Genomic DNA, 18,086 nt, shown 5'->3' with positions numbered 1-18,086 from the left:
TACGAGAGGACCGGGACGGACGAACCTCTAGTGTGCCAGTTGTTCTGCCAAGAGCACGGCTGGTTAGCTACGTTCGGGAGTGATAACCGCTGAAAGCATCTAAGCGGGAAGCATGCTTCAAGATGAGGTTTCCCACTGGGTTAACCAGGTAAGGCCCCCAGCTAGACCACTGGGTTGATAGGCCGGACGTGTAAGCACAGCAATGTGTTCAGCGGACCGGTACTAATAGGCCGAGGACTTGGCACAAAGAAGCTACGCGTCCACTGTGCGGTTCCCGAGATGCGGTCGGGAAGCCCACCACACATCTCCATAGAGTTACGGCGGTCACAGCGAAGGGGAAACGCCCGGTCCCATTCCGAACCCGGAAGCTAAGCCCTTCAGCGCCGATGGTACTGCGCGGGGGACCGCGTGGGAGAGTAGGTCGCCGCCGTGCATTCTTTACAAAGGGCCATCCCGGCTGGGATGGCCCTTTGTTGCGTCCTGGCGCGGTTCGACGAGAGGTGAGGGATGACTGCCGAGGATGACCCGCAGCGGGGTCACGGACGCCGACACGACGGCCCGGGTGGGCGAGGGCGGGGCGGCAGGAGTGGCTCCGGCGGTCGGCCCACCGGTGGCGCCGGCCGCGGTGATGCGCCGCGGGGTGAGCGACCCGGTCAGGGTCCTCGTCGAGGGGGACCGGCCGGCGGGCGGTCGGGAGACGGCCGCGGCGGCTCTGTTGGGCGTTCGGGTGGCCGTGGTGCGGGTGGTACGTCGAGTGGTCGCGGGCCTGGCGCCGGCCGTGGTGCGGGTGGCGCGCGGGGCGACGATCGCGGTGGCGCGCGCCGGCGCGACGGCGAGGCGGGCGATCGGGGTGCCGGTGGCGGCGGAGCTCGCGGGCGTGGACCGGGCGGTGCCGGAGGCGGCACGGCGGGTGGGCGCGGCCAAGGCGGTGCTCGGGGCGGCACAGGTTCTCGAGGGAGCGCAGGGTCTCGGGGCGGCACTGGACCACGAGGTGGGAGTGCGCCGGCGGGCGGACGCGGTGGCGGAGCGTCCGGCGGTGATCGTGGACGGGCCGCCGGGCGAGGCGACGCGCGGCGGGAGTCGGGTGACGCTGCTGGTGGGAGCGGTCGCGGCCGTCCCGCCGGCGGGACGCGAGGCTCGAGGAGCGGTGACGGCGGAGCCGATCACCGCAAGAGCACGGGGCGTCCCGGTGCCCGCGGCTCGGGCGAGCGCGGAGGTACCGGCCGCGGTCCCGGTGACCGTCGAGGCGCGGGAGCGCCGGGCGCTCGCGGGGGAAGCGGCAGGTCCGGCGCCGGTCACACCGACGGGCCGGACCGCGGCGGACGCTGGTGGGAGCCCGGTGGCGGATCCGACGGCGGCCGGGGCGGGCGCGATCGGCGTCCACCGGCCGGCCGTGGCCGGCCGGTCAGCGGGCCCCGAGGGAAGGAACGACCCGGCCGGGACGATCGCCGGAGTGCCGATCCCCGGGACCGGGACGTTCGGCGGCGTCCGCCGGCGGACGAGCCTGCCCCGCTCGAGGGCGTCGACGCCACGGACCTGCGCCGCGAGGTCAGGCAGGAGCTCCGCACACTGCCCAAGGAGCTCGCCGACCGGATAGGCGCCCACCTGGCCGCCGCCGAGCGGCTGCTGGCCGACGATCCCGAGGCCGCGTACCGGCACGCCCAGGCCGCCACGCGCCGTGGCAGCCGGATCGGCGTGGTGCGGGAGATCTGTGGCATAGCCGCGTACGCCGCCGGCCACTGGGCCGAGGCCGCTCGCGAGCTCCGCGCGGCCCGCAGGATGAGCGGGAGCGACGAGCTGCTGCCCATGATCGCCGACTGCGAGCGAGGGCTCGGCCGGCCGGAGCGGGCACTGGCACTGGCCTCGTCCACCGAGGCGGCGCGCCTCGAGGACACCCAGCGGATCGAGATGCTCATCGTGGCGTCGGGCGCCAGGCGCGACCTCGGCCAGCCCGACGCGGCGGTGGTCATGCTGCAGGTTCCCGAGCTGCGGGCCCGGACCCGGGCGGCGTGGCAGCTGCGGCTGCGGTATGCGTACGCCGACGCCCTCGCGGCGGCCGGTCGCACCGACGAGGCAGCAGAGTGGTTCGAACGGGTCGAGTCGGCCGACCGGGAAGGCGAGACCGACGCCGCGAACCGGCTGGCGGCCCTGCGCGGCGACGAGCCGCCCACCGACCCGGTCGAGGTCGACGACCCCGACGGGATCGTCGACCTCGACGAGGACGCCTGAGGGATCTGTGGACGCTGTCCGCGGCCGTCCCCAGGTCGACCGCGGCGGCAGTCCGCGACGCCTCGGCGGGTCGACGATGGACCTCCCGACGAAGGGAGGACGACCATGGGTGAAGGCCCGGACGAGGCCGCCGCGGAGGCGGTCAACGAGATACGCCTGCGGGGCCGGCTGGCGGGGGCACCGCAGGCACGCGAGCTGCCCAGTGGTGCCGAGATCGTCACCTGGCGCGTGATCGTGCCACGCGACCCGACCGACCTGCCGGCGCGGCCGGACGGGCGGCGGGTCACGACGGTCGACACGCTCGACTGCTCGGCCTGGCGCGCGGGGATCAGGCGTCAGGTGCTGCGCTGGCGCCCCGGCGACATCGTGGAGGTCGAGGGCCCCGTGCACCGGCGGTTCTACCGCTCGGGCGGGTTGCCGGTCAGCCGGCACGAGATCGTCGCGCGGCACGCCAAGCGGGTGGCCAAGGCAGCCGACTGAGTCGAGCGGTCGTCAGTCGAGCAGGCGCAGGGCGACGCCCCCACGCGGCTTCGGGCCGAACGACGTCGACTTGCGGGGCATCCGTTCGTCGGCGGCGGCCACCGCGAAGACGTCGGCGACGCTCGGCGGTCGCAGCAGCAGGGCGGTGCCGTGTCGTTCGGTGGCCAGCCGCACGGCCGCGGCCGCGCCGTGTACGAACACCTGGTCGTCGTCCGGCACCCGGAGCACCTCGTCGATCAGGGCACGGTGCACCGCGGTCACGTCGAGCGCGCGCCACGCGGCGGAGCGTTCTCGCGGCAGCACGCCGTCGACCGCCGCACGCGGGAGCGACAGCAGCCGGTAGGCGCCGTCGCCGGCGATCACGAGGTGGTGGTCGGTGGAGCCCCCGGCCGCCGCGCGCAGGGCGTCGAGCGCAGCGTCGAGGCCGGTCCCCGCGTCGTGCACGGCGAAGCTGGCCGGCAGGGCGGCGAGGACGTCCGCCGGAGTCCGGCGGTCGAGCACGCGGTGGATGGGCTGCAGGGTCGGCGGGTACGCCTCGGTGTCGACGACGAGCGCGAGACCGAAGTCCCACGCACCGGCGCCGTGGCCGGCGTCGCGGTGGTGGGCCTGCAGCCGCCGGTACGCGGCGTACCTGTGGTGGCCGTCGGCGATGAGCACCTGGCGTCGGCGCAGGGCGTCGGCGACGACGCGCAACCGGTCGGGGTCGCTGACGCCCCACAGCCGGTACGCGGCATCCGTTCGATCGCCGGTGCTCGCCAGGGGGCGGTCGTGGGCCACCACGTCGGCGATGACCTCGGTCGCGGCACCCATGCCCTGCGCGAGCAGGTAGATCGGCTCGAGGTTCGCGCCGGTGGCACGCATCTGCGCCAACCGGTCGGCGACGGGGACCGGATGGACGTCCTCGTGCGGCAGGATCACCCGGTCGTGCGGTGCACGCAGCCCGATGCCGCCGAGCAGGCCGCGCTGCACCCGGTCGTCACCTCGCTCCTCGTACACGTAAAGGGTCGGCGTCTCGTCTCTCACCAGCACCCCGGAGTCGAGCCACTGACGCAGCAGGGTGGCCGCTCGCGCGTAGCGCGCCTCCACCGAGGGCGCACCGGTCTCCGGCAGCACGAGCCGCACCATGTTGTGTGGCTCCCGGCTCTCCAGCCGCCGCGCCTCGGCGTCGTCGATGACGTCGTACGGAGGCGTGGTGACGGCCGCGAGATCGACCGCCGCGGGGGAGTAGCGCACGCCGCGGAACGGCCGGACGACGAGACCGGTGCCCGCCGTCGCCTCGTCCGTCTGGGGTGCCGCGGGGCGTCCCACGGTGCGTCCGCTCGACATTCCCGCATCCTACGGAGATCGGTGACACAACCGGCGATCCCTTCGATCGACCGCCGGTCTCTGGGAGGATGGGAGGGCAGCGCGGAGGAGGTGCCATGTCGGGGGCCGAGAGGTCAGGGCCGGAGTTCGCCGGCGATCGGCAACCACCTTCAGGTGGCGTCTACGAGTGGTACCAGCGAGGTCTGTCGTTGCTCGACGCGGGCAGTCCGGCGGCCGCACTCCAGCTGTTCGAGCGCGCCGCCGACGCCGAGCCCTCGTCGCACAGCGTCCGCGAGGCTCTCGCCCGCGCGCAGTTCGACGCCGGTCGCTATGCCGAGGCCGCGGAGAACTTCGCGATCATCGTCGAGGAGAACCCGGTCGACGACTACGCACGGTTCGGGCTCGGTCTCGCGGCGACGCGCAACGGCGAGCTCGACCGGGCGGTCGAGCATCTCGCGGTCGCGGTGGGCCTGCGACCCGAACGCATGCAGTACCGCACCGCGCTCCGGGCGGCGCGCGCGACCAGGGAGCGGCAGGGGTGACGGCGGACGATCGGGGGTCGCCGCTCGCGGCGAGCGCCGTGCCGCTGTCGCAAGACCGCCGGAGGCAGTCAGCACTGCGCGAGGCGTACGACACGGTCCTGCTCGACCTGGACGGGGTGGTGTACGTCGGTGACCACGCCGTCGCCGGTGCCGTCGACGCCATCGCGGCGGTCAGGAGTGCGGGCACCCGGGTGGCGTTCGTGACCAACAACGCCTCGCGTACGCCGGAGACGGTCGCGGAGTCGCTGCGGCGTCTCGGTGTCGACGCGACGGCCTCCGACGTGGTCACCGCCGCCCAGGCGGCGGCGCGGCTGCTCGCCGGCAAGGTTCCGCCGGGCTCGGCGGTGCTCGTGGTCGGCGGCGTCGGCCTGCGGTCCGCGCTCGAGGAACGCGGCCTGTGCCCCGTCGACTCGGCGGACGACGACCCGGTCGCGGTCGTGCAGGGGTTCGCCCCCGACCTCGACTACGCCCGGCTGGCCGAGGGCGCGATCGCGCTCCGCGCCGGTGCGCTGTTCGTCGCGTCGAACCTCGACCGCACGCTGCCGAGCCCTCGCGGCCCGCTGCCGGGCAACGGGTCGCTCGTCGAGGTGCTGCGCCATGCCACCGGCGTCGAGCCGATCTCCGCCGGCAAGCCCGAGCCCGCCCTGCACGAGGAGGCCGTCCAGCGCACGGGTGCCCGCCGGCCCCTCGTCGTGGGCGACCGGCTCGACACCGACATCGCGGGAGCCGTCCGCGCCGGCAGCGACAGCCTGCTCGTCATGACCGGGGTGACCCGGCCGGCGGACCTGCTGCGCGCCGACGCGTCCTGCCGGCCGACCTACGTCGCGAGCGACCTCGCCGGCCTGCTGCGGCCCTACCCGGAGGTGGTCGGCACGGACGGCGGCTGGACGTGCGGCGGCTGGACCGCCACGGTCGACGACGGCGTGGTGCGGCTCGACGGCGACGGCGGGTACGACGACGCGCTGCGGGTGACCTGTGCCGCGGCGTGGTCGGCGACCGAGCCGCCGGTGATCGACCCGGCGCTCGACGTGCTGCGGTGAGCGCGGCAGGTCTGACGCTCGCCGGGAACCGGTGGGCGACCCAACCCGGCTGGGGTCCCCGGCCAGTGCCCCTGCCCCCGCTGGGGACCCCAACCGGGGTGAGGGCCCCCGCCAGGGACCCCAGCGGGGGTGGGCGCCACGACCGGGGACCCCAGCCGGGAGGCGCGCGCGGCGGTCAGTAACCCGAGGGCTGGCCGGGCCCGTGCCGGTGGTTCTCGTCGCCGGTGAGCGCGGGGGTGAACACGCAGATGAGCCGCATGCCCCCGGTGGTGCTCAACCGGTGCTCCTCGCCCTTCTCCGGTGCGTACAGCGTGCCAGGGCCGAGGTCGAAGACGGCGTCGCCGGACTCGACGCGGCCGCTGCCCTCGATGCAGTAGCACGACTCCAGATGGTTGTCGTAGCGCAGCAGCGTCGTCGTGCCGGGACGGACGTAGGTGTCGGTGACCGTGTAGCCGCGCCCGTCGTCGGCGACGAGCAGGCGGCGGCTCGTGCCGTTGGTCCAGTTGACGTCGCGCGGGGTGCCGAGCACCTCGTCGAGCGTGCGGATGAGCATCAGGACAGTCTCGCATCGCCGGGCCCGGACGACTCCGCTACGGTCGCCGGTCGTCAGGCGACGCGGTAGGTGACGAACGACACCGCGATGTACTGCGCCGTGTAGCCGACCACCGTGAGCGCGTGGAACACCTCGTGGAAGCCGAACCAGTGCGGGTTGAGCCGCGGCCGCTTGAGTGCGTACACGAGACCGCCGAGTGTGTACGCGAGCCCGCCGGCGAGCACGAGGACCAGTGCGGCCGTACCGCCGCCGCCGAGGATCTGCGGCAGGACGAAGACGGCGACCCAGCCGAGACCGACGTACAGCGGCGTGTAGAGCCAGCGGGGCGCGCTCAGCCAGAAGATGCGGAAGACGACGCCCAGCACCGCACCGGTCCAGACGACGACCAGGACCGCGATGCGCGGCCCGCCCTGCATGGCGAGCAGCGCGATCGGGGTATAGGTGCCGGCGATGATCAGGAAGATGTTCGAGTGGTCGAGCCGGCGCAGGACGGCGAGCACGCGCGGCGACCACCGGCCCCGGTGGTACACCGCCGACACGGTGAACAGCAGCAGCGACGTGATCGCATAGATCACCGCGGCGAGGCGGGCCAGCGGGCTCGGTGCGAGCACGACGAGGACGACGCCGCCGGCGAGCACGACGGGTGCCATGCCCGTGTGCAGCCAGCCGCGCAACCGCGGCTTGAGGGCATGAAGGCCGTCACGGGCCGCATCGGCCGCACGTTCGAACGGGCCCGGTGCCGGCGCGGGCCGGTCGGGCTCCGGGCGGGTGGGCCGGTGCGGGGCGCCCATGGGGCCTCCTACTGAACGTGGCATCCCCATCAAAGTTACTTGCCGGTAACCATGATCGCCATGTTCGCTCGGTCACCCCGGCCGTGCGGTCAGAACATCGTCTTGAGCTTGATCAGGTCCATCATGCTCGCCTCGATCTTGATCCGCTTGGCCAGCCAGGCCTTGGCGAGGTCGAGCTTGCCGTCGGCCATGGCGACGAGATCGTCGCTGCTCGACGCCAGCCTGATCTGCGCCTTCTGGTCCTGCGCGTCGGTCGTGACGTCGACCAGGCTGCCGTCGCGCAACGCACCGCTGAACGTCACGTCGAGATCGGTGACGTGGGCGCTCAGGGTACGGTCGCCGAGACCCGGCTTGCCGTCCGACGAGCTCATCCGGTCGGCGAGACCGGTGATCGCCTGCCGGCACTCCTCGAGTGTGGCCATCCCACGCCCTCCCGTCATGATGGGGATCTTGGGATGGACGTTAGCGGCTCGCCGGCATGCCTGGTGGGATGTCGGACGTCCGTCCGCGCGAACGGGTACCGTGCTGGCGGCGAAGCACGGGCACCCACGGGGCAGGAGGGAGCGGTCGACGTGACCGAGGCAGAGGGCGAGAGCGCGTTCGGTGGCGGGGTCGATCCGGTCGACGAGCAGTCACCGGTCGGCGAGCCGCCGGAGGCGCCCGAGCCGGTCGTGGCGGAGAGCCAGGTCGTCCACGAGGCGCCGGCCGTAGAGGACGAGCCGGTCGCCGTCGAGGCGCCGGCCGCCGCCGACCCGAGCATGCCGGCGCCGCCGGAGACGGGGGAGCCGCGGGTCGACGAGGCGGTCGGTCCGTTGCGCGACCTCGGCGGGCGGCCGACGGAGGAGCACGTGAGCGCGTACGACCAGGCGCACAGCGGTCTGCAGGACGTCCTCGCCGACCTCGATCGAGACACCGACGGCCCGCGATGACGACGTCCAGCCGGCTCGACCTCGAGCTGGTTCGCCGGGGGCTGGCCAGGTCGAGACGTCAGGCGCAGGACCTCGTGACGGCCGGCCGGGTCTCGGTCGGCGGACACCCGGCGACCAGGCCTGCGCGGGCGGTGCCGACCGGGGCCGCGATCGACGTGTCGGGGGACGTGGGCGCCGCGTACGCCTCCCGAGCCGGGGCGAAGCTCGCCACGGCCCTGGAGTCGTTCGCCGGTGACGGGCTCGACGTCGCGGGCCGTCGCGCGCTCGACGCGGGAGCGTCGACCGGAGGCTTCACCGACGTGCTGCTGAGGGCCGGCGTCACCGAGGTCGTGGCCGTCGACGTCGGGCACGGCCAGTTCGCCGACGCGCTGCGCGACGACCCCCGGGTGCGCGTGCACGAGCGCACCAACGTCCGCGACCTCACGCCCGACGCGATCGGCGGCCCGGTCGCGCTGGTCGTCGCCGACCTGTCGTTCATCTCGCTCACGCTCGTCCTGCCGGCGCTGGTCGGTTGCTGCGAACCCGGGGCCGACCTCGTGCTCCTGGTGAAGCCGCAGTTCGAGGTGGGCCGGCGGGCGCTCAGGTCCACCGGGGTCGTCAGATCGCCCCGGCTGCGCCGGGAGGCCGTCGACGGCGTGGTCGCGGCCGCGCACGAGCTCGACCTCGGTGTCGGTGGCCTCGTCGGGAGCGACCTGCCCGGCGTCCGCGGCAACGTCGAGTACCTGCTCTGGGTCCGCGGCGGACCCGACTCCGTTCCCGGCGATCTCGTCTCGCGCGTCGTGGGTGCCAGCGCGTGAGCCCACCACCAGCCGACCCGGCAGCGCCCGTCCTGCTCGTCGCCCATACCGGCCGGCAGGCGGCGGTACGCAGCACGCAGCTGCTCGTCGACCACCTGCGCGACGGCGGCGTGCCGGTACGCGTCCTCGACGCCGAGGCCGCCGAACTCGATGTCGCCGGGGTGGAGGTCGTCGAGTCCGGGCCGGGCGCCGCGAGCGGTGCGCGGCTGGTGATCGTGCTCGGTGGCGACGGCACGCTGCTGCGCGCGGCCGAGCTGGCCAGGCCGGCGGGCACTCCGCTGCTCGGCGTCAACCTCGGCCACGTCGGCTTCCTCGCCGAGGCCGAGCGCGACGACCTGAGCACCCTGCTCGACCGGATCGTCCACGCGCGCTACGACGTCGAGGAGCGCACCACCCTCGACGTCCGCGTGCTCCGCGACGGCGACGAGGTCTACCGCACCTGGGCGCTCAACGAGGCGTCGGTCGAGAAGGCCGAGCGCGAGCGGATGCTCGAGCTCATGGTGGGCGTCGACGGCCACCCGCTGTCGCGTTGGGGCTGCGACGGCGTCGTGTGCGCGACGCCGACCGGCTCGACGGCGTACGCGTTCTCGTGCGGCGGTCCCGTGGTGTGGCCCGAGGTCGACGCGCTGCTCGTGGTCCCCATCAGCGCGCACGCGCTGTTCGCCCGCCCGCTCGTCGTCGCGCCCGACTCGTCGATCACCGTGCAGCTGGTGCCCGACCGCACCACGCACGGCGTCATGTGGTGCGACGGGCGGCGGGCGGTCGAGCTGGCACCGGGTGCGCGGGTCGAGGTGTGTCGCGGCGAGCTGCCCGTCCTCCTGGCGCGGCTGCACCCGCACCCGTTCAGCGACCGCCTGGTGGCGAAGTTCGGGCTGCCCGTGCAGGGCTGGCGTGGACAGGTCGCCGACGACAAGGAGATCGACGACGCGGTGGGTGGCTGATGCTCGAAGAGGTACGCATCGAGGGCCTCGGCGTGATCGACGAGGCGGCACTCGACCTCGCACCGGGGCTCACGGTGCTGACCGGCGAGACCGGCGCAGGCAAGACGATGGTGGTGACCGCGCTCGGCCTGCTGCTCGGCGGACGTGCCGACGCCGGGCGGGTGCGGTCCGGCCACGCCAAGGTCGCGGTCGAGGGCAGGCTCGTCGTCGGCGCCGACGGCGAGGTGGCCGCACGTGCCGTCGAGGCGGGCGGCGAGCTCGACGACGACGTGCTGATCGTCGCGCGCACCGTCGGCGCCGAGGGACGGTCCCGCGCGTACCTCGGCGGTCGTGCTGTGCCCGCCTCGCTGCTGGCGGAGGTGGGTGCCGACCTCGTGGCGGTCCACGGCCAGGCCGACCAGCAGCGGCTGCTCCAACCGGCGCGGCAGCGGGCGGCGCTCGACAAGTGCGCCGGACCGGCGGTCGCGAAGCCGCTCGCTCAGTACCAGGAACGCTACGACCAGCACCGCACCGTCACGGCCGAGCTGACCGAGCTGACCACCCGTGCGCGCGAACGTGCCCAGGAGGCCGACCTGCTCAGGCTCGGCCTCACCGAGGTCGAGCGGGTCGACCCGAGGTCCGGCGAGGACACCGAGCTGGCTGCCGAGGCGCAGCGCCTCGAGCACGCCGACGCGCTGCGCACGGCCGCTGAACAGGCGCACACCGCGCTGCTCGGCGACCCGGCGCTCGAGCCGGAGGGGATCGACGCGTCCGCCCTCGTCGGTTCGGCGCGGCATGCCCTCGAGGTGATGCGGGAGCACGACGCGCAGCTCGCCGAGATCTCCGACCGGCTGGCCGAGGCGGGCTACCTGCTGGCCGACGTCGGCGCCGACCTGGCGTCGTACGCCGCGTCGGTCGAGTCCGACCCCACCCGCCTCGACGGCGTCCAGGATCGCCGCGCGGCGATCACCGCCCTGACCCGCAAGTACGGCGACGACGCCGACGCCGTCCTGGCGTGGGCACGCGACGCCGCCGCCCGGCTCGCCGGCCTGGAGGGTGACGACGAGCGGATCGAGGAGCTGCGCGCCGAGGCCCAGCGGCTCGACACCGAGCTCGACGACCTCGCGGAGCGCCTCACCAAGGCGCGCACCAAGGCGGCGCGCAGGTTCGCCGAGCAGGTGTCGGCCGAGCTCACCGACCTGGCCATGCCGGACGCGAAGGTCGAGGTCACCGTCACGCCTGGCGACCGCCGCGGGGCGTACGGCCGCGACGACGTCGAGATGCTGCTGACGCCACACCCGGGCGCGCCGGCCAGGCCGCTGCACCGCGGTGCGTCGGGCGGCGAGCTGTCCCGGGTGATGCTCGCCGTCGAGGTCGTGTTCGCCGGCGCCGATCCCGTGCCCACGTTCGTCTTCGACGAGGTCGACGCGGGCGTCGGCGGCAAGGCCGCGGTCGAGGTCGGCCGCAGGCTGGCCCGCCTCGCGGCCACGTCGCAGGTGATCGTGGTGACCCACCTGCCGCAGGTGGCGGCGTTCGCCGACCGCCACCTGCTCGTCCGCAAGGACGCCGACGGCGCGTTCACCACCAGCGGTGTGACCGTGCTCGACGACCCGGGCCGCGTCCGCGAGCTCGCCAGGATGCTGGCCGGCCTGGAGGACTCCGAGCTCGGCCGGGCACACGCCGACGAGCTGCTCACGATGGCCGCGAGCGACCGCAGCGGCCGCGCCTGACGGGCGGGCGGGTCAGCGGTGGCCGCCGACGGTCACCTCACCGATGGTGAGCTCGGGCTCCGCGCCGAAGAACGTGCCGATCCTCGCGACCTGGACGTCGAGGGCGCGTCGGTGTGCCGCGGTCAGCCGGCGCAGCGGCTCGACGGTGACGTGCAGGTGGCGGCCGGCGCGGCGCTGGTGCCAGACGCCCGCGACGACGCCGTCGACCAGCAGGACCGGGAAGTTGCCGGCCTGGCCGCCGGACAGCGCCCGGTCCGCGGCCGCCCCGGGGAAGACGCGCTCGCGCGGATGGCAGCCGACGGCGTACGCGTCGAAGTACGGCAGCAGCCGCACGCCCCGCGGCGGCTCCGTGGCTGCGTCGTCGCCCGCGACCTGCCAGGCGACGTCGCCGTCGACGTCGACCGGGACGATCTGGCCGGCGAGCTGCTCGAACAGGTCCACGGCCCACGGGGTGGGCGCGGCGAGCCACCGCGCGAACTGGGCGGGTGTCGCGGGCCCGTACGCGTGGAGGTAGTCGTGCACGAGTCGGCGCAGGGCGGTGGGCCCGTCGAGCGGGGTGAAGCCGGGCAGCCAGCGGTGCGGGTGGGTGTAGGTCACCCTGCGGCCGCGGTTGGCGCCGAAGCACAGCGCCCCGCGGTGCGCAGCGGTGTGCATCGCCTGCCGCCACCGCGGCCAGTTGCTCTCCCACGCCGGCAGCACCGGGTCGGCCGCCCACGGCCCCGCGGACGCCGCGACCGCCTCGTCGAGCTCGTCGACCGTGAGCTCGTCGTCGCGCAGCGCCGCACCGATCGCCTGCACGACCTCCTCGGTCTGGTCGTGCGTGAGCCGGACCTCGTCGGGCCAGCCGCCCGGTGCCTGCGGAACCGCGGCGAGGGCTCCGGTCCACATGGCCAGGTCCGCGGTCCGCAGCAGGTGGACGGTGCCGCGCGGCCCGTACGTCTTGACCAGGCTGCGCTCGCTCCACAGGGCGGCGCGGACACCGGCCCGGGTCGTCCCCGTGGTGCGGATGCCGAGGGACAGCTCGCCGGCGGTGATGATCTGCGCGTGGGCGCCGCAGATCCGGCCGGCGACGTCGGCCGGCTCGACGGCGCCTGGCGCGGCGAGCCCGTGCCTGGCCAGCCGCCTGGCGCAGACGTCGGCCCAGGAGAGTGCGGGTGCGGTCATGACGACCACGGTAGGGGGGACAGCGGTCGGTTCCTGGCCGGTTAGGATCGCCCGACCTACCTTCCCCGGAAAGACCCGTTCCGAAAGGACGCCGCGAGCGTGTACGAGAAGACCCTGGTCATCCTGAAGCCCGACGCGTACGCGCGCGGCCTGACCGGCGAGATCATCGCGAGGTTCGAGCGGTGTGGCCTGCGGCTCGAGCAGATTCGCGTGTCGCGCGACGAGAACGCGATCATCGACGACCACTACCCGCGCAGCGACGACTGGCTCGGCGCCGTCGGCGGCAAGACCCTGGCCGACTACGAGCGGTTGGGCCTCTCGGCCACCGAGAAGCTCGGCACCGACGACGCGATCGCGATCGGTCAGCAGGTGCGGGCCTGGCTCGTGGAGTTCATGGGCAGCGGGCCGCTGGTGCCGATGGTGCTGTCCGGCAACCGTGCCGTCGAGACGGTGCGCAAGCTCGTCGGCAGCACCCTGCCGGTCTCCGCCGACCCCGGCACGATCCGTGGCGACTACAGCTCCGACTCCGCCGACCTGGCCAACGACGAGACCCGCCCGGTGCGCAACCTCATCCACGCCTCTGGCGACACCGAGGAGGCCGCGCGGGAGATCAAGCTCTGGTTCCCCAGCCTCTGAGTCGTCGCCGGCCCTCCCGCCTGCCCGGCTGATATCAACGTGCCCGGGGCGTGTGATGCACGCCCCGGCCCGCACCGCATGGCAGGATGAGTACGCGATGAAGGTTCCGACGCTACGCAGAAACCGTCCCGAACGACTCCCCGGCATCAGCGGGGTCGCTCGCGTAGGCCGGCGTACCAAGGACCTCACCAAGCGGTTGCGTCCGGGCGACATCGCCGTCATCGACCACATCGACATCGACCGGGTGGCCGCCGAGGCGCTGGTCGGCTGCCGGGTGGCGGCGGTGGTCAACGCCTCGCCGAGCATCAGCGGGCGCTATCCCAACCTGGGGCCCGAGATCATCGTCCAGGCGGGTATCCCGCTGCTCGACCAGGTCGGCGACGAGGTCATGGCGACCGTCGAGGACGGCACCCGCATCCGCGTCGACGGTGACGGCCTGCACGTCGGCAAGCGTCTCGTCGCCACCGGCGTGGAGCAGACGGAGACCACCGTCAAGGAGGCGATGGTCGACGCGCGGTCCGGGTTGTCGGTGCAGCTCGAGGCGTTCGCCGCCAACACGATGGAGTACCTGCGGCGGGAGCGCGAGCTGCTGCTCGACGGCGTCGGCATCCCGACGATCAAGACCAAGCTCCGCAACCGGCACTGCCTGATCGTGGTCCGCGGGTACCACTACCGCGAGGACCTGCAGACGTTGCGCCCCTACATCAGGGAGTACCGGCCGGTGCTGATCGGCGTCGACGGGGGCGCCGATGCGCTGCTCGACTCCGGCTACGGCCTCGACCTCATCGTGGGCGACATGGACTCGGTGTCCGACCGCGCGCTCACGAGCGGCGCCGAGGTCGTCGTCCACGCCTATCGCGACGGGCGCGCGCCCGGCCTGCACCGGGTGGAGGAGCTGGGCGTCGACGCCGTGGTGTTCCCCGCGACCGGCACGAGCGAGGACATCGCGATGCTCCTGGCCGACGACAGCGGCGCGAGCCTCATCTGCGCCGTCGGCTCCCACGCCACGCTCGTGGAGTTCCTCGACAAGGGGCGTGCCGGCATGGCCAGCACGTTCCTCACTCGCCTGCGCGTCGGCGGCAAGCTCGTCGACGCCAAGGGCGTGAGCAGGCTGTACCGCAGCCGCATCTCGGCGTGGGCGCTGATCCTGCTCGCCATCTCCTGCCTCGTCACGATCCTCGTCGCCGGTGCGATCACGCCGATCGGCGGCGTGTTCGGCGCGTGGCTATCCGACCTCTGGGACCAGATCCAGTACCTGATCAGTGGGCTCTTCTCGTGATTGACTTTCGCTACCACATCATCTCCCTGATGGCCGTCTTCCTGGCGCTCGCCACCGGCCTCGTCCTCGGCAGCACCGTGCTCGAGAAGCCGGTGCTCGAAGGCACGAGGAAGACCGCCGACGACCTCAGGAACAAGAACGCCGACCTGCGCCAGCAGCTGCTCGTCCTGCAGTCGCAGGAGCGGGCGAGCCAGGGCTTCGTCGACGCCATGGCGCCGAAGCTGCTCGCCGGCGAGCTCCGCGGGAAGCGGATCGTCCTGGTGCAGGCACCCGGCGCGGAGAGCGACCAGACCGAGCAGGTCTCCGCCGGCGTGAAGCAGGCCGGCGGCACCGTCACCGGCACGGTCACGCTGAAGAAGGGCTACATCGACAAGGGTCAGGTGGGCGTCCTCGGCGGCCTCACCGAGACCCTGGCCAAGACCACGCAGATCGACGTGCCCGCCGACGCCGTGCCGGCGGAGCGTGCGGGTCTGCTGCTCGGCAACGCGCTGCTGACCAAGGACCAGTCCAAGCTCGGCAAGAGCGACGACACGTCGACCGGCACGCTTGAGGCGTTCGAGGAGGCGAACTTCCTCGACGTCGGCGGCAGCCCGTCGGAGCGCGCCTCGATGGCGATCGTCGTCGGTCCCGCGACTGCCTACGCGGAGAACCAGGCGTCGGCCGGCAACAACGCGATCGTCACGCTCGCCAAGCACCTCGACGAGAGCGGCACGGGCAGCGTGCTCACCGCGCCGACCGACTCGGCCGGCCCGGAGGGCGTGGTCTCCGCGCTGCGCGGTGACGACGACGTGAAGAAGTCGGTGTCCACCGTCGACAACCTCGACGCGCCGTCCGGCTTCGTCGTCACCGTGCTGGCACTCGCGCTCGACGCGGGCGGCAAGCCGGGGCAGTGGGGGTCCGGCACCGGCGCGGACAACGTGGCGCCGACCCCCGCCGTGTCGCCGACGAAGAGCCCGTAACCTCGTCTCCTTCTGTCCCGCGTGTCGAAGGGATGACGATGTCCGCTCGAGAGGTCGGCTGGCGCCTGCTGCGTCGCGCCGCCCTGGTGACGGCCGGTGCGGTCGCCGCGCGGGTGGCCTACCGTGCGCTCGTCGCGCGTCCGCCCGCGGGTGAGAAGACGTGGGCGCGCACCAACCACCGCGGTGAGCCGGTCACCCTGCTCGAGGGACCGGCCGCGGCCCTGGGGGCGACGGCGGCGCTCGTCGCCGTTCCCGGCATCTCGTCGCGCGTCCGCGTGGCGGGTGTGCTGTGTGGTCTCGGTTCGGCTGCTGTCGGCGCGTACGACGATCTCGCCGGCTCCGGCGACTCCCGCGGGTTCCGCGGTCACCTGGGGGCGCTCGCCCACGGCGAGGTGACGACGGGGATGGTCAAGATCGCGGGCATCGGCGTCGGCGGGCTCGCCGCGGCCGCCGTCGTGCACCGCCGGCCCGTCGACATCGCGCTCGGCGGCCTGTTCATCGCCGCCGGGGCCAACCTCGTCAACCTGTTCGACCTGCGGCCGGGACGCGCGCTGAAGGTCGTCCTGCTGCACGCGCCCGCCGTGCTCGCCGGTTCCGGCGTGGCCGGTGATGTGGCCGCCGCTCCCGTCGGTGCCGCCCTCGGGCTCGTCTCCGTCGACCTCGACGAGCAGGCGATGCTCGGCGACGCCGGCGCGAACGCCCTCGGCGCCCTGCTGGCACTCGCCGCCACCGCCGGGTTGTCGCGGCGCGCGCGGGTCTGCCTGCTGCTGGGTGCCGTCGGGCTCACGGCCGCGAGCGAAGTGGTGAGCTTCACCCGGGTGATCGAGCGCACCGCTCCGCTGCGTGCGCTCGACGACCTGGGCCGGCGACCGCGGTGAGCTCGCCGGACGAGCCGGCGCCACCCTCCGACGGGGCGGCGCTGGTCCGCGGCCGGCTGCTCGGGGGCATCGCGGGTGCGGCGCTCGTCATCGGTGTCATCACGATCCTCGCCCGGGTGGCGGGCTTCGGACGCTGGCTGGTCTTCTCGCACACCGTCGGCCAGACGTGTCTCGGCACGGCGTACGCGACGGCGAACCAGGTGCCCAACGTCGTGTTCGAGATCGTGGCCGGTGGCGCGCTGGCGAGCGTCGTCGTGCCGGTGCTCGCCGGCCCGATCGCCCGCGGCGACCGGGCGTACGCCGACCGTACGGTGTCGGCGCTGCTCAGCTGGACCCTCGTCGTGACCGTGCCGCTCGTCGTCGTCGGGCTGGCGGTGACCGGCCCGGTGATGCGGCTGCTGGTGCCGAGCGGGGCGGACGGGTGTGCCGCCTCGACGGTGGTGGCCACGGGCGCGCCGATGCTGGCGATGTTCCTGCCGCAGATTGCGATCTACGGCGTGGCTGTCGTCCTCGGCGGCACGCTGCAGGCGCACCGCAGGTTCGTGGCGCCCGCGGTGATGCCGCTGGTCAACAGCCTCGTCGTCGCCGGCGCGTACGTCGCGTTCGCCGTGCTCGCCGACGGCCGGCAGGACGACGTCGCCGCCCTGCCCGACACCGCGTGGATCGTGCTCGCCGCCGGCACCACCGCCGGTGTCCTCGGGCTCGCCGTCACCGTGGTCGTGCCGATGTGGCGTACCGGCATCCGGCTGCGGCCCACGCTGCGCTTCCCGCCCGGCGTGGCGCGGCGCGTGTGGAGCCTCGCCGCGGCCGGACTCGCTGCTCTCGTGGCCCAGCAGGTCTCGACCGTCGTGGTCATCTGGCTCGCCAACAACGTCGGCGGCTACGTGCTCTTCTACACCTACGCCTGGGCGCTGTACCTGCTGCCGTACGCCGTGCTCGCCGTGCCGCTCGCCACGAGCACGTTCCAGCGGCTCTCCACCCTTGCGCACGACGGCGACACCGACGGCTTCGCGCGGACGACCGCGAGCACCACGCGGATGGTGCTGCTCGCGTCGTGCCTGGGCGGCGCGGCGTTGGCCGGCGTCGCGGTGCCCGTCGCCCGGGTGTTCGTCCAGGACACCAGCGGCGTCGCCGATCCGGCCGTGCTCGCCGCGGCGGTCGTGGCGTTCGCTCCCGGAGTGGTGGGCTACGGGCTCGTCGCCCACCTCGGCCGCGTGCTGTACGCGTGCGGCAAGGGTCGTACGGCGGCGGTGGCGACCGTGACCGGTTGGCTCACCGTGGTGGTCGCCGACGTCGTCCTCGTCGCGGTCGTCCCGCGCGACGACCTCGTGACGGCCCTGGGCGCGGGCAACAGCATCGGCATGACGGTCGCCGGTGTGCTGCTCGTCGTTGGCACCGCGCAGGCCCTGGGTCGTACCGGGCTGGCCGGTTCCCTTCGCGCCGTGGGCGTCGGTGTCGGCGCCGGCCTGATCGCCGCCGTCGCCGGCGGGTTCGTCGGCGAGCTCGGCGGCGTCGCCGGCAAGGCGGGCTCGGTCGGCCAGGCCCTCGCGGCCGGCCTCGCCGTCGCGCTCGTGTTCGGCGCGCTGGCGTGGCTGTGCGACGGCCGCGACATGCGCGCCCTCGTCCGCGGACGCCTGCGCCGCGACCGGAGCTGAGTCCGTACCTCACCTCACGAAGGTGGACTTCACCTCGTCCCGGCACGAGGTGAAGTCAGCGTTGATCACGTCAACCACTGGGGGACCCTGGCGGGCCATCCCCTACGGGTGAAAAGTAGGGGGTGGCCCGCGGTGTCCCTGGCGACGGCGTGATCACAACGGTGCGGTAGAGCCCGCACGTCAACCTGCCGCTGGGGTC

19 protein-coding genes and 2 rRNA genes are annotated in these 18,086 nt (G+C 73.8%); 16 read left to right on the top strand and 5 right to left on the bottom strand.

Annotation, left to right across the window (positions count from 1 at the left end; genetic code table 11):
• From GEV10_27015 to GEV10_26995, 5 genes are all read left to right on the top strand, one after another.
• Positions 1-247: ribosomal RNA gene (locus tag GEV10_27015) — 23S ribosomal RNA — on the top strand; the annotation flags it as partial.
• A gap of 69 nt (positions 248-316) precedes the next feature.
• Positions 317-433, top strand: a 5S ribosomal RNA gene (rrf, locus tag GEV10_27010).
• A gap of 87 nt (positions 434-520) precedes the next feature.
• Entirely contained in the window at positions 521-1,597 is a 1,077-nt protein-coding gene (locus GEV10_27005; GenBank protein MQA82078.1) for a hypothetical protein, read from the top strand.
• Between the two features lie 98 nt (positions 1,598-1,695).
• On the top strand, positions 1,696-2,229 hold the full coding sequence (locus tag GEV10_27000) for a hypothetical protein (GenBank protein ID MQA82077.1): 534 nt from the start codon (positions 1,696-1,698) through the stop codon (positions 2,227-2,229).
• Positions 2,230-2,334: 105 nt separating this feature from the next.
• Complete coding sequence (locus GEV10_26995; protein ID MQA82076.1) at positions 2,335-2,709, top strand: single-stranded DNA-binding protein; 375 nt, start codon at positions 2,335-2,337, stop codon at positions 2,707-2,709.
• A gap of 12 nt (positions 2,710-2,721) precedes the next feature.
• On the opposite strand, the gene GEV10_26990 is transcribed toward GEV10_26995, so the two are convergent.
• On the bottom strand, positions 2,722-4,035 hold the full coding sequence (locus GEV10_26990; protein ID MQA82075.1) for a DUF1015 family protein: 1,314 nt from the start codon (positions 4,033-4,035) through the stop codon (positions 2,722-2,724).
• Between the two features lie 95 nt (positions 4,036-4,130).
• Between GEV10_26990 and GEV10_26985 the strand changes: the two genes are divergently transcribed.
• Together GEV10_26985 and GEV10_26980 are read left to right on the top strand one after the other, a co-directional pair.
• Entirely contained in the window at positions 4,131-4,556 is a 426-nt protein-coding gene (locus GEV10_26985) for a tetratricopeptide repeat protein (protein ID MQA82074.1), read from the top strand.
• A 38-nt stretch (positions 4,557-4,594) separates the two neighbouring features.
• Entirely contained in the window at positions 4,595-5,596 is a 1,002-nt protein-coding gene (locus GEV10_26980; GenBank protein MQA82073.1) for an HAD-IIA family hydrolase, read from the top strand.
• Positions 5,597-5,771: 175 nt separating this feature from the next.
• Here the strand turns inward: GEV10_26980 and GEV10_26975 are convergent, their stop codons facing one another.
• The 3 genes from GEV10_26975 to GEV10_26965 form a co-directional block, all read right to left on the bottom strand.
• A complete protein-coding gene (locus GEV10_26975) occupies positions 5,772-6,149 on the bottom strand; it encodes a cupin domain-containing protein (protein MQA82072.1) in 378 nt (125 codons plus the stop codon).
• 53 nt (positions 6,150-6,202) lie between these two features.
• Complete coding sequence (locus tag GEV10_26970; GenBank protein MQA82071.1) at positions 6,203-6,940, bottom strand: hemolysin III family protein; 738 nt, start codon at positions 6,938-6,940, stop codon at positions 6,203-6,205.
• Positions 6,941-7,029: 89 nt separating this feature from the next.
• Positions 7,030-7,362 carry a sterol-binding protein gene (locus tag GEV10_26965; protein ID MQA82070.1) on the bottom strand — a complete coding sequence of 111 codons (333 nt, stop codon included), beginning with the start codon at positions 7,360-7,362 and terminating at the stop codon, positions 7,030-7,032.
• Between the two features lie 150 nt (positions 7,363-7,512).
• On the opposite strand from GEV10_26965, the gene GEV10_26960 reads away from it, so the two are divergent.
• The 4 genes from GEV10_26960 to recN are packed head-to-tail and all read left to right on the top strand — an operon-like array spanning position 7,513 to position 11,316.
• Positions 7,513-7,869: a hypothetical protein gene (locus GEV10_26960; GenBank protein ID MQA82069.1), complete on the top strand. Its 357-nt coding sequence runs from the start codon at positions 7,513-7,515 to the stop codon at positions 7,867-7,869.
• Positions 7,866-8,666: a TlyA family rRNA (cytidine-2'-O)-methyltransferase gene (locus GEV10_26955; protein MQA82068.1), complete on the top strand. Its 801-nt coding sequence runs from the start codon at positions 7,866-7,868 to the stop codon at positions 8,664-8,666. The genes GEV10_26960 and GEV10_26955 overlap by 4 nt, the downstream gene beginning before the upstream one ends.
• Positions 8,663-9,607, top strand: coding sequence for an NAD kinase (locus GEV10_26950; GenBank protein MQA82067.1), 945 nt, complete (start codon positions 8,663-8,665; stop codon positions 9,605-9,607). Before GEV10_26955 ends, GEV10_26950 begins: the two co-directional genes overlap by 4 nt.
• Positions 9,607-11,316: a DNA repair protein RecN gene (recN, locus tag GEV10_26945; protein ID MQA82066.1), complete on the top strand. Its 1,710-nt coding sequence runs from the start codon at positions 9,607-9,609 to the stop codon at positions 11,314-11,316. The genes GEV10_26950 and recN overlap by 1 nt, the downstream gene beginning before the upstream one ends.
• 12 nt (positions 11,317-11,328) lie before the next feature.
• Here the strand turns inward: recN and GEV10_26940 are convergent, their stop codons facing one another.
• Positions 11,329-12,480: a winged helix DNA-binding domain-containing protein gene (locus GEV10_26940; GenBank protein ID MQA82065.1), complete on the bottom strand. Its 1,152-nt coding sequence runs from the start codon at positions 12,478-12,480 to the stop codon at positions 11,329-11,331.
• 99 nt (positions 12,481-12,579) lie between these two features.
• Here GEV10_26940 and GEV10_26935 point away from each other — a divergent pair, with 99 nt between their 5' ends.
• The 5 genes from GEV10_26935 to GEV10_26915 all read left to right on the top strand — a co-directional run bounded on the left by GEV10_26935 (position 12,580) and on the right by GEV10_26915 (position 17,887).
• Positions 12,580-13,116: a nucleoside-diphosphate kinase gene (locus GEV10_26935; GenBank protein MQA82064.1), complete on the top strand. Its 537-nt coding sequence runs from the start codon at positions 12,580-12,582 to the stop codon at positions 13,114-13,116.
• A 97-nt stretch (positions 13,117-13,213) separates the two neighbouring features.
• Positions 13,214-14,395: a hypothetical protein gene (locus GEV10_26930; protein ID MQA82063.1), complete on the top strand. Its 1,182-nt coding sequence runs from the start codon at positions 13,214-13,216 to the stop codon at positions 14,393-14,395.
• The gene (locus tag GEV10_26925; protein ID MQA82062.1) at positions 14,392-15,354 is read left to right on the top strand and encodes a copper transporter; all 963 of its coding nucleotides are present in this window, start codon (positions 14,392-14,394) and stop codon (positions 15,352-15,354) included. The genes GEV10_26930 and GEV10_26925 overlap by 4 nt, the downstream gene beginning before the upstream one ends.
• A 38-nt stretch (positions 15,355-15,392) precedes the next feature.
• Positions 15,393-16,232: a hypothetical protein gene (locus GEV10_26920; GenBank protein MQA82061.1), complete on the top strand. Its 840-nt coding sequence runs from the start codon at positions 15,393-15,395 to the stop codon at positions 16,230-16,232.
• A gap of 41 nt (positions 16,233-16,273) precedes the next feature.
• Positions 16,274-17,887, top strand: coding sequence for a virulence factor MviN (locus GEV10_26915; GenBank protein ID MQA82060.1), 1,614 nt, complete (start codon positions 16,274-16,276; stop codon positions 17,885-17,887).
• Positions 17,888-18,086 lie beyond the last annotated feature (199 nt).

Source organism: Streptosporangiales bacterium (assembly GCA_009379955.1).
Lineage (GTDB): Bacteria > Actinomycetota > Actinomycetes > Streptosporangiales > WHST01 > WHST01.
Note: the sequence above shows the minus strand (reverse complement) of the source record. Positions and strands in the feature narration are given on the sequence as shown.

Excerpts from the sequence above, each read along its gene's own strand:
- GEV10_26995 (MQA82076.1), top strand. The coding sequence starts at position 2,335 with ATGGGTGAAGGCCCGGACGAGGCCGCCGCGGAGGCGGTCAACGAGATA.
- GEV10_26990 (MQA82075.1), bottom strand. The coding sequence starts at position 4,035 with ATGTCGAGCGGACGCACCGTGGGACGCCCCGCGGCACCCCAGACGGAC.
- GEV10_26930 (MQA82063.1), top strand. The coding sequence starts at position 13,214 with ATGAAGGTTCCGACGCTACGCAGAAACCGTCCCGAACGACTCCCCGGC.
- recN (MQA82066.1), top strand. The coding sequence starts at position 9,607 with ATGCTCGAAGAGGTACGCATCGAGGGCCTCGGCGTGATCGACGAGGCG.
- GEV10_26985 (MQA82074.1), top strand. The coding sequence starts at position 4,131 with ATGTCGGGGGCCGAGAGGTCAGGGCCGGAGTTCGCCGGCGATCGGCAA.
- GEV10_26920 (MQA82061.1), top strand. The coding sequence starts at position 15,393 with ATGTCCGCTCGAGAGGTCGGCTGGCGCCTGCTGCGTCGCGCCGCCCTG.
- GEV10_26955 (MQA82068.1), top strand. The coding sequence starts at position 7,866 with ATGACGACGTCCAGCCGGCTCGACCTCGAGCTGGTTCGCCGGGGGCTG.
- GEV10_26940 (MQA82065.1), bottom strand. The coding sequence starts at position 12,480 with ATGACCGCACCCGCACTCTCCTGGGCCGACGTCTGCGCCAGGCGGCTG.
- GEV10_27005 (MQA82078.1), top strand. The coding sequence starts at position 521 with ATGACCCGCAGCGGGGTCACGGACGCCGACACGACGGCCCGGGTGGGC.
- GEV10_26975 (MQA82072.1), bottom strand. The coding sequence starts at position 6,149 with ATGCTCATCCGCACGCTCGACGAGGTGCTCGGCACCCCGCGCGACGTC.
- GEV10_26970 (MQA82071.1), bottom strand. The coding sequence starts at position 6,940 with ATGGGCGCCCCGCACCGGCCCACCCGCCCGGAGCCCGACCGGCCCGCG.
- GEV10_26965 (MQA82070.1), bottom strand. The coding sequence starts at position 7,362 with ATGGCCACACTCGAGGAGTGCCGGCAGGCGATCACCGGTCTCGCCGAC.